Source organism: Lentzea sp. NPDC051213, assembly GCF_044455585.1.
Lineage (GTDB): Bacteria > Actinomycetota > Actinomycetes > Mycobacteriales > Pseudonocardiaceae > Lentzea.
In genome coordinates this window covers 112,418-125,009 of the sequence record NZ_JBITEX010000012.1, presented here as the reverse complement: position 1 = coordinate 125,009, position 12,592 = coordinate 112,418, and the positions used below count along the sequence as shown (strand labels likewise).

Below are 12,592 nucleotides of genomic sequence, written 5' to 3'. Positions count from 1 at the left end.
CAACCGGTTCCGATACGGAGAGCTACCCGGCAGAGTTGCTCCAAGCGGTGGAACGTGATTTGGGCCTGAACGCTGACCAGGCACGCGTCCGGTTGGCCTCTGACCTCAAGTCCGCCGACCTCGCCGAGCAGGCGAAGACCTCGCTGGGCGACGCATTTGGTGGAGCGTGGATCGACCAGGCGAGCGGCAAGCTGACTGTCGCGGTGACCAGGCCGGGACTCTCCGTGACCGGCGCCGACGTCCAGGTCGTCAAGAACTCGCTGACCCAGCTCAACGGCACCAAGTCGGTGCTCGACCTGATGGCCGCGCCCACGTCGATCACCGGCTGGCGCGTCGACGAGAAGTCCAACACCGTTGTCGTCGAGGTGAACCGCAACACCCGCGACGCGACGGCGGACCAGTGGATCGCCGTGGCGAAGTCCATCGGTGCGGTCGAGGTCGCCGAGGTGACCGAGAGCCCGACCCCGCTGTACGACCTGCGTGGTGGTGACGCCATCTACATGGGCGGTGGCCGCTGCTCGCTCGGCTTCTCCGTGTCTGGTGGCTTCGTGACCGCCGGCCACTGCGGCCGCACGGGCACCGCTGTCCAGGGCTTCAACCGCGTCGCGGCCGGCTCGTTCGCTGGGTCGGTCTTCCCCGGCAACGACTACGCTTGGGTGCGCACCAACGCGAACTGGACCCCGCGGCCGTTGGTCAACCGCTACAACGGCGGGACCGTGACCGTCTCGGGCTCCACCGAAGTCGGTGTCGGCGCGGGGATCTGCCGCTCGGGTTCGACCACTGGCTGGCGCTGCGGCACCGTCCAGGCGAAGAATCAGACCGTGAACTACCCGCAGGGTCAGGTCCGGGGTCTTACCCGCACCAACGCCTGCGCCGAGCCGGGTGACTCCGGTGGCTCGTGGCTGTCGGGCAGCCAGGCCCAGGGCGTGACGTCCGGCGGTTCGGGCAACTGCTCGTCCGGTGGCACCACGTTCTTCCAGCCGGTCAACCCGATCCTGTCGCGCTACGGCCTCACCCTCACGCGCGGCTAGTCCTAGCTGAACTGCACTGATCGTTTCGAGAGCCCGTACCAGAAGCCTTCAACACTGGTACGGGCTTTCTCGTCGCTGGCCGCGCCCAGCGCCACGAACAAGGGCGCGAAGTGCTCAGTCCTCGGATGTGCGATCCCGGCGGCGGGCGCTTTCTGCTGGAAGTCCAGCAGCGCGTCCACGTCACCGTTCGCCAGCTGCTGGTGTGCCCAGTCGTCGAACTCCCTCGACCACGACGGCGGCTCGTAGTCCGGCCCGGCGGGGAAGTTCACGCAGCTCAGGTTGTGCGTCATGAACCCGCTGCCGACGATCAGGACGTTCTGGTCCCGCAGCGGGGCGAGCTTGCGGCCGATCTCGTGCAGCTCGCGCGGGTCGAGCGTGGGCATCGACATCTGCAGCACCGGCACGTCGGCCTCGGGGAACATCTCCTTCAACGGCACGTAGGCGCCGTGGTCGAGGCCCCGCTCCTCGTCCTGCTGGACGTCGCCGAGCAGCTTGCGCACGTCCTGAGCCAGTTCTGGCGCGCCAGGAGCCGCGTACTCCACTTCGTAGTACCGCTGCGGGAAACCCCAGAAGTCGTAGACCAGCGGCACGGTCCCGGTCGCGCCGATCGTGGTCGGCGCCTCCTCCCAGTGCGCGGAGACCATGAGCACGGCCTCCGGGCGCGGGAGGGTGGCGGACCAGTCCTTGAGCTCTCTGGTCCACGTCGCGTCGTCAGCCAGCGGGGGTGCCCCGTGGCTCAGGTACAGCACTGGTGCGCTCACGAATTCGAGCGTACGCCGGTTTGTTCAAATTTCAACTACTAAGTTCAACCTTGAACGACTCGGTGGCCTTGCGGGGGTCGTCGGCCTCGGTGATGGCCCGCACGACGACCACCCGCGTGGCGCCCGCCGCCTGGACCTCCTTGAGGTTGGTGAGGTCGATCCCACCGATCGCGAACCACGCGCGCTCGCTCTTGGTCGCCTTGATGAGGTCGAGTCCCGGCGCCGGGCGGCCGGGCTTGGTCGGGGTCGGCCAGCAGGGGCCGGTGCAGAAGTAGTCCACGCCCGGTTCGGTGGCGGCGGCCTGCATCTGTTCGACGTCGTGGGTGGAGCGGCCGATCACCACGTCGTCGCCGATGATCTTGCGGGCGAGCGGCACCGGCAGGTCGTCCTGGCCCAGGTGCAGCACGTCCGCCTGGACCGCGTGGGCGATGTCCGCGCGGTCGTTCACGGCGAGGAGCCTGCCGTGGCGTTCGCAGGCCTCCGCGAGTGTTTCGAGGGCCTGGAGTTCCTGCTTGGCCTCGAGTGACTTGTCGCGCAGCTGGATGATGTCGACCCCGCCGGCGAGCGCGGCATCGGCGAACTCGGCCAGATCAGGCCGGTTCGGCGTGCAGAGGTAGAGCGTCGCGTCGGCGAGTCGTTGCCTGATCAGGTTTCCGTCGAGTCCTGGCACGTACGCACGTTAACCGTTATGTTGAAGTCGGTCCGCACGGGAGCCTGGAGAACACCGGGCTGAGAGGGAGCGTGGTTCGCTCCGACCGTCGAACCTGATCCGGGTCATGCCGGCGCAGGGAGCGTGAATGCCTTGAGCAGTGTGGAAGTGACCGTCGTCGGCGGCGGTGTCATCGGCCTGTCCGTGGCCTGGTTCGCGGCACGTGCCGGGTTCTCGGTGTCGTTGCACGATCTCGGGTCGCCGCATGCCGGTTCACGGGTCGCGGGCGGCATGCTCGCGCCGGTCGCGGAGGCGTGGCCGGGCGAGGAAGTCGTTACAGCACAAGGTATCGAGGCGTTGGCGCAGTGGCCGGAGTTCGCTGCGGAGTTGAACGTAGAATTGTTCAACAACGGGACGATCACGGTCGGCACGACGCCCGGTGACCTCGCTGATCTGCGTAGAATCGTCGGATTGTTCAACGATTCGACTGTTGAATTGTTGAACAATCGGACGATCCGACAACTTGAGCCTTCCATCGGCCCGGCGGTGCGCGGCGGCGTGCTCATTCCCGGCGATCTGGCGGTGGACAACCGCGAGCTGCTTTCCGCGCTGCGCAAGGCTTGCGTGGAAGCAGGAGTGCGATTCGAGTCCACAGTGGATGGCCGGGTGACGGTGATCGCCGCCGGTGCGTGGAGTGGTTCGTTGCACCCGGCACTCAAAGACGTGATCCGCCCGGTGAAGGGCGAGATCCTCCGGCTGGGCCGACGCCCGGGCACGTTGCCGCCGCCGACCCGCACGATCCGGGCCTCGGTCTCCGGGAGGTCCGTGTACCTCGTGCCGCGCAGGGACGGCGTGGTCGTCGGCGCGACCCAGTACGAGGCCGGGTTCGACACCGACGTGTCCGTCGCGGGCGTGCGGGACCTGTTGCGGGACGCGGAAACCGTGCTGCCGGGCATCGCCGAGTACGCGCTGACCGAGGCCGCGGTCGGGTTCCGCGCCGGCAGTCCGGACAACCTGCCGATCGTGCGGTACCTGGAGCCGGGCGTGATCGCGGCGACCGGCCACCACCGCAACGGGCTGCTGCTGGCCCCGCACACCGCGCGCGCCGTGGTGGAGCTGCTCGAGGGAGGAAGTTCGTGAAGGCACAGGTCAACGGCAGTTCTCGGGATCTTGCCGACGGCTCTTCGGTAGCCGAGGTCGTGTCGCTGGTGGGCGCGCCGTCCTCAGGGGTGGCCGTGGCCCTGGACGGCGCGGTGGTGCCGAGGGCGTTGTGGGACAAGACGATCGTGCCGGACGGCGGCGTGATCGAGGTGCTGACCGCGGTGCAGGGAGGCTGACGTGGACGATCCGCTGATCATCGCGGGCCGGGAGTTCCGGTCCCGGCTCATCACCGGCACCGGCGGTGCCGCGAACCTCTCGGTGCTGGAACGGGCTCTGGTCGCCTCCGGTACCGAGCTGACCACCGTGGCCATGCGCCGGGTCGACGCCGCGGGCCAGACCGGTGTGCTGGAGTTGTTGCGGCGCCTGGGAATCGAGGTCCTGCCGAACACCGCGGGCTGCCGCACGTCCGCCGAGGCCGTGCTGACCGCGCAGCTGGCGCGCGAAGCGCTGGAGACGAACTGGGTCAAGCTCGAGGTCGTCCACGACGAGGAGACCCTGCTGCCGGACCCGGTCGAGCTGCTGGACGCGGCCGAACGGCTGGTGCAGGACGGGTTCGTCGTCCTGCCGTACACCAACGACGATCCGGTGCTGGCTTCGAAGCTCCAGGACATCGGTTGCGCCACGGTGATGCCCCTCGGCTCGCCCATCGGCACCGGCCTGGGCATCCGCAACCCGCACAACATCGAGCTGATCACCTCGCGGGCGTCCGTGCCCGTGGTGCTGGACGCCGGCATCGGGACCGCGTCGGACGCGGCGCTGGCCATGGAACTCGGCTGCTCGGCGGTCTTGCTGGCGACCGCGGTGACACGCGCCGGTGACCCAGAACGCATGGCCGCGGCCATGCGCTACGCGGTCGAAGGCGGCCGCCTCGCGCGGCTGGCCGGCCGGATTCCGCAACGCTTCTGGGCCCAGGCGTCCTCGCCGGCCTTGTAGAACCGAGTTTCCTCCCTGGTGGGTGGGAAATTCACCGATATGGCGCTGGCTCGGATCTAGCGCTTCGCCAGAACCTGAACGCCTGGAGCCGATACCGTGAGTGCACACGTGCTGGGGGATGATTGACCATTACCTGAAATCCGCCGAGGAGGACGACTAGCCGTGACGGCCCCCATTGACGCCGAGGTCGAGGACGCGACCGCGCGCCTGTACCTGGCGATCGGCCGGCTGGCCCGGTTGCTGCGACGCACCGGTTCCCCCGGACTCGGCCCCGGTGCGGTCTCCGCGCTGGCCACCCTCGCCCGCTGTGGCCCCATGCGCCTCGGCGACCTGGCGAACAAGGAAGGCGTGGCGCCGCCGACGTTGTCCCGCATCGTCGCCGCGCTGGTCGAGGCCGGGTACGTGAAGCGCGAACCCGACCCGCAGGACGGCCGCGCCTGGCTCGCCACACCCACGCCCGAGGGCGAGACGATGGTGTCCGGGGTGCGGTCCGCGCGGGTGCGTGAGCTGCAGCGCCGGATCGAGCAGCTCAAGCCAGAGCACGTGGCTGCCTTGGTGAATGCCCTCGACGCGCTGGAGACGCTGGTCGGCGAAGAGCCGAAGTAGCCGTCGCGTACGAAGTGCGTACCCGGTTAGCTGACGACGGCGCGAAGTAGCGCCTGGTTGAAGGCGTCGAACTCCGCGACCAGCACGTCGCGGGTCTGCGCCAGCACGCCGGCGGCCATCGTGCCGGTGAACGACTCCGCGTTCACCAGGTGCGTGCCGCCGCTCTCCAACGAGGTGAGCTCCCAGCGGTGGCGGCCGAAGAACGTCTCCGGATCGCCGCCCTGGGACGTCAGCGCGTACGGCTCGACCGAGGTGATCTCGCCCTCGAAGTCGCGTTCGAACGGCGAGCCCTTGGCCGCCTTCACCTTCGTCTTCACCCCGTCCACCTGCGTGTACTCCATGACGGGGTTCCACTTCGCGTAGCCCGCGAAGTCCACCAGCACCTGCCACACGTCGCCGATCGGCGCGGGGATGACCAGCTCTGTCCTGACCTCATTTTCCTGCATGGTTGTTCAGTCTAATGACGACAGCTAGTCTTTTTCCATCGTCGGGATCAAGGGGCAGGTGCAGCAGCGCGGCGTCGAGCGACGTCGCGAGATCGTCGACGCCGCGATCGAGTTGTTCGGCGTCAACGGGTACGCGGGCACCGGGGTCGCGGCCATCGCCAAGAAGGCCGGCGTCACGCCGTCCGCGGTGATCCACCACTTCGGGTCCAAGGAGAACCTGCTCAGGGCGGTGCTGGACGAGTTCGACGCACGGGCGGCTGCGCGCGTGTCGTCCAAAGACCTGGTGTCGGCGTTGCTGGAAGACGCCGAGTTCACCATGGCGCACAAGGGCTTGGCGACGTTGCACACGGTGCTGCAGGCCGAGCACCTGGCCCGCGACGACGAGATCACGCAGCGGTTCCGCGCGCGGAACCGGATGCTCCGCGGCCACTTCACCGAGGCGTTGGGTGAAGCGGCCGCAACCGAGCTGATCGCGTTCCTCGAAGGCGCGCTGACGGTCTGGCTGCTCGATCCCGAGCAGACCGACCTCAAGGCGATGTACGCCCGCTACTTGTCGAGCCTCCAGAACGGCGACACCGGGCCGACACCACCGCCAAGCGGGTAGGACGCGGCCACCGACTTCACGATGAAGTCCTTGCCGAACCGCACCGCTTCTGGCACGGAGGCACCCTTCGCCAGCGCCGAGCTGATCGACGACGCCAGGGTGTCACCGCTGCCGTGAGTGTGTTCGGTGTCGTAGCGCGGCCCGGGCAGTTCGATGAACTCGCGACCGTTGTAGAGCAGGTCGAGGCACTCCGGGTCGTCCCACATGTGGCCGCCCTTGACCAGCACCCACTCGGGACCCATGGCGTGCAACGCTTCCGCGGCCACGCGTTGGTCGGCACGGTCCTTCACCGCGATACCGGTGAGCAGCAGCACCTCGTCGAGGTTCGGCGTCACCAGCGTCGCGCGCGGGAACAGCAGGCCCCGCAACGCGTCCAGCGCGTTGTCCGCGAGGAGTTGGTTGCCGTGCATCGACGCCGAGACCGGGTCGACGACGAACGGTGTCCACCCCTCGCGGCCGATGCCGACGCGGTCCAGCGCCGGGGTGATCGCCTCGATGATCGCCGCGGAGGCCAGCATGCCGGTCTTCGCGGCCTGCAGGCCGATGTCCTCGGCGACCGAGATGATCTGCGCCGCGACGACGTCCGCCGGAATCTCGCTGACACCCGTGACGCCCAAGGAGTTCTGGACTGTCACGGCGGTCAGGGCGACGCAGCCGTGCACCCCGCACGCGAAGAGCGTGCGGAGGTCGGCCTGGATGCCCGCACCACCGCCGGAATCGCTTCCGGCGATGGTGAGGACCCTCGGGGGTGTTGCTGTCACGTCGTTTCCACCACTGGCAGGTAGACCTTGTTCCCGGTGTCGGCGAACTCCTCGGACTTCTCCGCCATGCCCGCCTCGATGGCCTCCACAGTGGACAGTCCGTGTTCCTCGGCGTAGCGCCGCACGTCCTGCGTGATCTTCATGGAGCAGAACTTCGGTCCGCACATCGAGCAGAAGTGCGCCGTCTTCGCCGGTTCCGCGGGGAGCGTCTCGTCGTGGAACGAGCGCGCGGTGTCCGGGTCGAGCGACAGGTTGAACTGGTCCTCCCAGCGGAACTCGAAGCGCGCCTTGGACAGCGCGTCGTCCCAGTCCTGGCAGCCGGGGTGACCCTTGGCGAGGTCGGCGGAGTGCGCGGCGATCTTGTACGTGATCACGCCGGTCTTCACGTCGTCGCGGTTGGGCAGGCCCAGGTGCTCCTTCGGGGTGACGTAGCAGAGCATCGCGGTGCCCAGCCAGCCGATCTGCGCCGCGCCGATCGCGGACGTGATGTGGTCGTACGCCGGCGCGATGTCCGTGGCCAGCGGCCCGAGGGTGTAGAACGGCGCCTCGCCGCACCACTCCTCCTCGAGCCGGACGTTCTCGGCGATCTTGTGCATCGGCACGTGGCCGGGGCCCTCGATCATCACCTGGACGTCCTTGGCGCGGGCGATGTGCGTGAGCTCGCCCAGGGTCTTCAGTTCGGCGAACTGCGCCGCGTCGTTGGCGTCCGCGATGGAACCCGGCCGCAGGCCGTCACCCAGCGAGAACGTCACGTCGTAGGCGCGCAGGATGTCGCAGAGCTCCTCGAAGTGCGTGTAGAGGAAGCTCTCCTTGTGGTGCGCGAGGCACCACGCGGCCATGATCGACCCGCCGCGCGAGACGATGCCGGTGACGCGCTTGGCCGTCAGCGGCACGTACCGCAGCAGCACGCCCGCGTGCACGGTCATGTAGTCGACGCCCTGCTCGCACTGCTCGAGCACGGTGTCGCGGTAGATCTCCCACGTCAACGCGGCCGGATCGCCGTTGACCTTCTCCAGCGCCTGGTAGATCGGCACGGTGCCGATGGGCACGGGCGAGTTGCGCAGGATCCACTCGCGCGTCTCGTGAATCCGCTTGCCGGTGGAGAGGTCCATGATCGTGTCGGCACCCCAGCGGGACGCCCACACCATCTTCTCGACCTCGTCCTCGATCGACGACGACACGGCGGAGTTGCCGATGTTGGCGTTGATCTTGACGAGGAACTTCTTGCCGATGATCATCGGCTCGGCCTCGGGGTGCTTGCGGTTCAACGGAATGACCGCACGCCCGATGGCGACCTCGTTGCGCACGAACTCCGCGTCGAGGTTCTCCCGCGTCGCGATGTAGCGCATCTCCCGGGTGATGATCCCGGCCTTCGCGTACGCGAGCTGGCTGACAGCTCCGTTGATCGGTTCCCGTTCGGCGATCCACCCCGACCTGAGGTCGGAAAGTCCACTTTGGACGTCGATGGTCGCGTTCTCGTCGGTATACGGACCGGAAGTGTCGTAGAGATCGACATGCTCGCCGTTGGTCAGTTCCACCCTGCGGAAAGGCACACCATCGCGGTACACCTTGCGCGAGCCCGAGATCGGGCCGGTGGTAACAGTGGGCTTGACCGAACGGTCGTCAAGTGTCGTCACGACATTCCTCCCTACGCCGGCATTACCCGGTCAGGTTCAGGCGGTCGGTGACACCGGCACTACAGCCAGTCACCCTCTCAGCCCGCTCAGGCGCGAGCTCCCGCGTTTTGTTGAGTTGTCGAGACCCGACGATAGTCACGGTGCGGCGTAGCTGCCAAGGGGACCGTTTGCCCCTAATCTTCTCCCCGTGGCTGATCACCAGCCGTTCCCGCCCGGCGCGCGTCGCGGTCAACGTCCCGCCGTGGTCTCGGCATGCCCGTCGTGCGGAGGACTCGCAGGTAGGGGCTACCCCGACTGCGGTTTCTGCGCCGAGCTGCTGGACCAGTTCTGGCTCGCGGACTGGGAGGCGCTGCGGACGTCCTCGCAGCTCGCCGACCGGGAACTCGCCGAGCTGGTGACCTCCGCGGACGTCGGCCAGTACCCGTGGACCTGTGTCGACTGGGCGATGACGCTGCTCGCGTGCTCCCGCTGCGGTGCCGAACTCGGCACCGGGCCGGTCGAGTGCGTGCGGTGCGCCGTCACCGAGGAGCGCCGGTGGAACTGGGACCACTCGGCCCATCCGTACACGATGAGCGCGAACGAGCACCTGTTACGAGTCGCCCGCGCGGCCCTGCGCGCACCTCACCGGCGTCGTCCGGCCGTGGTGCAGGCCTGGCAGCTGGTGCTGCCGTTCCTGATCGCCGGTGAGGTGATCGAGTTCGGCCGTCTCGACCGGATCCGCGCGCACGTGCTGGCCGGTGGCTACGCGTCGATGGCCGCCTGCCACACGTTCGCCGAGCTGGCCGGGTTGCCCGAGCTGTTCTGGCGCCGGGGCAACCCGATCTCAACGCGGGTCGAGTACCAGCCGGATTCCGAGCGCCAGCAGCACGCCGCCCGACAGCTTCTCGAGCGCGGGACGGACCCGCGGCCTGCTGAGCCAGCCGCGGATCGTGTGCAGGATCGACACGATGATCAGGTACCAGACGGTGTCGATGGCGACCCAGAACACGGCGAGGAAGAGCAGAACCCCCTGGCCGGCCTCCCCGGCAGGCACGAACTGCGGTAGGAACGAGATCGCGAACACGCCGAGCTTCGGGTTGGCCAGGTTCACGATCAGCCCGCTGCGGAACGCGTGGCTGGCAGGCGGCGGTGCCGTCTCCGGCTTGGTCTTGCTGATCAGGGCCTTCAGGCCGAGGTAGATCAGGAAGACCGCGCCGCCGATCCGCAGCGCGTGGTAGGCGATCTCGGACGCCGTGAGCAGGACGCTCAGCCCCAGAGCCGCGGCGATCGCCCAGCACGCGACGCCGACCTCCATGCCGAACACCGTCGCCAGCGCCGCTTTTCGCCCGTGCACCGACTGTCGCAGGACCATGGCCGTGCCGGGTCCTGGCGACAGTGCGATGAGGAACGAGGCCGCGATGAAGGCGACGAGGTTGTCGAGTGGCATGCCATTGATGGTGGCGGACCGAAGCAATCCTTTTTCTTGACCTGGAGTGCACTCCAGGGTGTTCGGTGAGTGCCATGACAGCTGTGGGGAACTTCGAAGTGCCGGCCCTGGGCATCGGCACGTGGGCGATGGGCGGGCCGGTCACGTCCGGCGGCCAGCCGGTCGGGTGGGGACCGACCGACGACGCGCAGTCGCTCAAGGCGTTGCAACGCTCGTTCGACCTCGGCGTCCGGCTGTTCGACACGGCGGACACCTACGGTTGCGGGCACTCGGAAACGCTCGTGGGGCAAGCGTTTGCGTCGGTGCGCGACGAAGTGGTGATGGCGACCAAGTGGGGATATGTGTTCGACCCGGACTCCCGGGAGATGACCGGGAGCGACGGGTCGGTCGAGCACCTGCGCCGTGCCGTCGAGGGGTCGTTGCGGCGCTTGGGGACCGACCGGATCGACGTGTACCAGCTCCACCTCGGTGACCTCGGACTCGACGAGGCCGCGTTGCTGCGCGACGAGTGCGAGGCGCTGGTCGCCGCGGGCAAGATCCGCTCGTACGGCTGGAGCACCGACGATCCCGAGCGTGCCCGGTTCTTCGGCGAGGGTGAGCACTGTGCGGTGGTGCAGGCCGACCTCAACGTGCTGTTCGACAACCCGGCGATGTACGACCTGGGTCTTGCGGTGCTGTGTCGTCGTCCGCTGGCGATGGGGCTGCTCGCGCGGGAGACGTTCGAGCAGTTGCCTTCCGACGACGTGCGCGTCACGAACATGTCGTGGCTGCACTTCTTCGTCGACGGCCGGCCTTCGCCCGAGTTCTTGAAGGCGCGGGAGTCCGTGCGCGACGTGCTGACCTCGGGTGGACGGTCGCTGGTCCAGGGCGCGCTGGCGTGGTTCTGGGCGCGCTCTCCCCGGCTGATCCCGATTCCGGGCATCCGGACGGTGGCTCAGGCCGAGGAGAACGCGGGTGCGCTGGCGTTCGGGCCGTTGACTTCGGGGGAGCTGGCCCAGGTGGAGTCGGCGCTGCGCCCCTAGTCCTCGTCCTCGAAGTTCGCGGGGTCGGCCGGGTCCCAGGACAGGCCCGGCCGGCCCCACTCGTTGTCGCGCAGCATCCGCTTCGACTCCTTCTTGTACCGGCCGATGAGACGGTCGGTGTAGAGGTAGCCGTTGAGGTGGTCGGTCTCGTGCTGCAGGCAGCGCGCGAAGAAGCCGGTGCCCTCGACCTCGAACGGCTGTCCGTCCAGGTCCTGCCCGGTCACCTTCGCCCAACGGGCGCGTCCGGTCGGGTACGCCTCACCCGGCACGGACAGGCAGCCCTCGAAGTCGTCGTCCGGGTCCGGCATGGTCTCCGGGATCTCGGAGGTCTCCAGCACCGGGTTCACGATCGCGCCGCGGTACTGCACGCCCTCGTCGTCCGGGCAGTCGTACACGAAAACCCGCAGGTCGACACCGATCTGGTTGGCTGCGAGCCCGACTCCGTGAGCTGCTGCCATCGTGTCGAACATGTCGTCGACGAGCGTCTTCAGCTCGGTGTCGAACTCGGTGACCTCACGCGCTGGGTTGTGCAGCACGGGGTCACCAGCGATGCGGATGCGATGCACGGCCATGGTCAGACTTTAAGCCGTCCAAAACTGTCGGTGTCGCGCGGTAGGTTGGAACGATCACGTGATTGAATTGCCCGCACCTGAGATGGTGCGGCGACCGTGGGGAGCCAGATGGATCACGCCGAGGCGCTTGCTACCGCTGACGGGCTCACCAGCCGCGAACGCACGATGCTCGCGTTCGAGCGTCAGTGGTGGAAGTACTCGGGGTCCAAGGAACAGGCCATCAGGGAACTGTTCGACATGTCCGCCACCCGCTACTACCAGCTGCTCAACGGCCTGATCGAGTCCGAAGCCGCCCTGGCTGCCGATCCGATGCTGGTCAAGCGGTTGCGCGGCGTGCGGACAGGCCGCCAAAGGGTCCGTGCACGCGCCAGGAGCACCGAGGACTGATGACCTCCCCCGAGTCCGCTAGCCCGTCCCGTCCGGCCAAGGCCGCCGGTTTCGCCCTGCTCGGCGTCGCCGCCGTGGCACTGGTGATCGGCATCGTCAGCCTGTTCAGCAACGGGTCAGATTCGCCGCCGTCCGCCGGCGGCACGACCTCCGCTCCGCCGACTCAGACCTCCTCCTCCGCGGGTCCGTCCACGGAGCCCTCGTCGGCGCCGCCCGCCACCAGCTCGACGGTGCCGCCTTCCGCTCCGACGTCGTCTGCCGTTGTGCCGCCGCCCCCCGTCACTCAGCCCGGGGTCGCGAAGGTTCCGGTGCGGGTTTACAACAACAGCACCATCACCGGGCTGGCAGGCAAGGCGTCGGACGAGGTCCGGGCAGGCGGCTGGACGGTCGCCGAGACCGGCAACTACTCGCAGGGCACGATCCCGACGACCACCGTGTACTACCGGCCGGGCACCGACGAGGAAGCGTCCGCGAAGGAACTCGCCGGGATCCTGAGGGCTCGGGTGGAGCCCCGGTTCGACGGGATCCAGTCGTCGGCGGCCGGGATCATCCTGATCGTCACCAACGACTACCAGGGCCCGTCCAAGAGCAAGTAG

General features: G+C 68.3%; 18 protein-coding genes and 2 riboswitches. Of the genes, 9 read left to right on the top strand and 9 right to left on the bottom strand.

Annotated elements, in window-relative coordinates; all coding sequences use genetic code 11:
• Positions 1-47 precede the first annotated feature (47 nt).
• A complete protein-coding gene (locus ACIA8G_RS40550) occupies positions 48-1,031 on the top strand; it encodes a S1 family peptidase (protein WP_396424106.1) in 984 nt (327 codons plus the stop codon).
• A 2-nt stretch (positions 1,032-1,033) separates the two neighbouring features.
• Here ACIA8G_RS40550 and ACIA8G_RS40545 read toward each other — a convergent pair whose 3' ends face one another.
• Both ACIA8G_RS40545 and thiE read right to left on the bottom strand, forming a co-directional pair.
• Positions 1,034-1,792, bottom strand: a complete 759-nt coding sequence (locus ACIA8G_RS40545; RefSeq protein WP_396424105.1) for a dioxygenase — start codon at positions 1,790-1,792, stop codon at positions 1,034-1,036.
• Positions 1,793-1,823: 31 nt separating this feature from the next.
• Positions 1,824-2,462, bottom strand: a complete 639-nt coding sequence (gene thiE / locus ACIA8G_RS40540; RefSeq protein WP_396424104.1) for a thiamine phosphate synthase — start codon at positions 2,460-2,462, stop codon at positions 1,824-1,826.
• A 26-nt stretch (positions 2,463-2,488) separates the two neighbouring features.
• Positions 2,489-2,600, top strand: a riboswitch (TPP riboswitch).
• 3 nt (positions 2,601-2,603) lie between these two features.
• Between thiE and thiO the strand changes: the two genes are divergently transcribed.
• From thiO to ACIA8G_RS40520, 4 genes are all read left to right on the top strand, one after another.
• Positions 2,604-3,581 (top strand): glycine oxidase ThiO, encoded by a 978-nt coding sequence (gene thiO, locus ACIA8G_RS40535; protein WP_396424238.1) that lies wholly within the window; start codon positions 2,604-2,606, stop codon positions 3,579-3,581.
• Positions 3,578-3,778 (top strand): sulfur carrier protein ThiS, encoded by a 201-nt coding sequence (gene thiS / locus ACIA8G_RS40530; protein ID WP_396424103.1) that lies wholly within the window; start codon positions 3,578-3,580, stop codon positions 3,776-3,778. Before thiO ends, thiS begins: the two co-directional genes overlap by 4 nt.
• Position 3,779: 1 nt before the next feature.
• Positions 3,780-4,535, top strand: coding sequence for a thiazole synthase (locus tag ACIA8G_RS40525; RefSeq protein ID WP_396424102.1), 756 nt, complete (start codon positions 3,780-3,782; stop codon positions 4,533-4,535).
• A gap of 162 nt (positions 4,536-4,697) precedes the next feature.
• A complete protein-coding gene (locus ACIA8G_RS40520; RefSeq protein ID WP_396424101.1) occupies positions 4,698-5,141 on the top strand; it encodes a MarR family winged helix-turn-helix transcriptional regulator in 444 nt (147 codons plus the stop codon).
• Positions 5,142-5,167: 26 nt separating this feature from the next.
• Here the strand turns inward: ACIA8G_RS40520 and ACIA8G_RS40515 are convergent, their stop codons facing one another.
• Entirely contained in the window at positions 5,168-5,587 is a 420-nt protein-coding gene (locus tag ACIA8G_RS40515; RefSeq protein ID WP_396424100.1) for an SRPBCC domain-containing protein, read from the bottom strand.
• Between the two features lie 58 nt (positions 5,588-5,645).
• On the opposite strand from ACIA8G_RS40515, the gene ACIA8G_RS40510 reads away from it, so the two are divergent.
• Positions 5,646-6,191, top strand: a complete 546-nt coding sequence (locus ACIA8G_RS40510; RefSeq protein WP_396424099.1) for a TetR/AcrR family transcriptional regulator — start codon at positions 5,646-5,648, stop codon at positions 6,189-6,191.
• Here the strand turns inward: ACIA8G_RS40510 and thiD are convergent.
• The 5 genes from thiD to ACIA8G_RS40485 form a co-directional block, all read right to left on the bottom strand.
• Positions 6,134-6,952 (bottom strand): bifunctional hydroxymethylpyrimidine kinase/phosphomethylpyrimidine kinase, encoded by an 819-nt coding sequence (gene thiD / locus ACIA8G_RS40505; RefSeq protein ID WP_396424098.1) that lies wholly within the window; start codon positions 6,950-6,952, stop codon positions 6,134-6,136. The genes ACIA8G_RS40510 and thiD overlap by 58 nt on opposite strands.
• Entirely contained in the window at positions 6,949-8,589 is a 1,641-nt protein-coding gene (gene thiC, locus ACIA8G_RS40500; RefSeq protein WP_396424097.1) for a phosphomethylpyrimidine synthase ThiC, read from the bottom strand. The genes thiD and thiC overlap by 4 nt, the downstream gene beginning before the upstream one ends.
• A riboswitch (TPP riboswitch) is annotated at positions 8,581-8,703 on the bottom strand. Its footprint overlaps the gene before it by 9 nt.
• 171 nt (positions 8,704-8,874) lie before the next feature.
• Positions 8,875-9,156 carry a hypothetical protein gene (locus tag ACIA8G_RS40495; protein WP_396424096.1) on the bottom strand — a complete coding sequence of 94 codons (282 nt, stop codon included), beginning with the start codon at positions 9,154-9,156 and terminating at the stop codon, positions 8,875-8,877.
• Positions 9,157-9,178: 22 nt separating this feature from the next.
• Positions 9,179-9,316, bottom strand: coding sequence for a hypothetical protein (locus ACIA8G_RS40490; protein WP_396424095.1), 138 nt, complete (start codon positions 9,314-9,316; stop codon positions 9,179-9,181).
• 96 nt (positions 9,317-9,412) lie between these two features.
• The gene (locus ACIA8G_RS40485; RefSeq protein WP_396424094.1) at positions 9,413-10,015 is read right to left on the bottom strand and encodes a LysE family translocator; all 603 of its coding nucleotides are present in this window, start codon (positions 10,013-10,015) and stop codon (positions 9,413-9,415) included.
• A gap of 74 nt (positions 10,016-10,089) precedes the next feature.
• On the opposite strand from ACIA8G_RS40485, the gene ACIA8G_RS40480 reads away from it, so the two are divergent.
• Positions 10,090-11,037, top strand: coding sequence for an aldo/keto reductase (locus ACIA8G_RS40480; protein WP_396424093.1), 948 nt, complete (start codon positions 10,090-10,092; stop codon positions 11,035-11,037).
• Here ACIA8G_RS40480 and ACIA8G_RS40475 read toward each other — a convergent pair.
• Positions 11,034-11,609, bottom strand: a complete 576-nt coding sequence (locus ACIA8G_RS40475; RefSeq protein WP_396424092.1) for a peptide deformylase — start codon at positions 11,607-11,609, stop codon at positions 11,034-11,036. The two genes, ACIA8G_RS40480 and ACIA8G_RS40475, sit on opposite strands and share 4 nt — an antisense overlap.
• A gap of 108 nt (positions 11,610-11,717) precedes the next feature.
• Between ACIA8G_RS40475 and ACIA8G_RS40470 the strand changes: the two genes are divergently transcribed.
• Together ACIA8G_RS40470 and ACIA8G_RS40465 are read left to right on the top strand one after the other, a co-directional pair.
• Complete coding sequence (locus ACIA8G_RS40470; protein ID WP_396424237.1) at positions 11,718-11,996, top strand: DUF3263 domain-containing protein; 279 nt, start codon at positions 11,718-11,720, stop codon at positions 11,994-11,996.
• Positions 11,996-12,592 (top strand): LytR C-terminal domain-containing protein, encoded by a 597-nt coding sequence (locus tag ACIA8G_RS40465; protein ID WP_396424091.1) that lies wholly within the window; start codon positions 11,996-11,998, stop codon positions 12,590-12,592. Before ACIA8G_RS40470 ends, ACIA8G_RS40465 begins: the two co-directional genes overlap by 1 nt.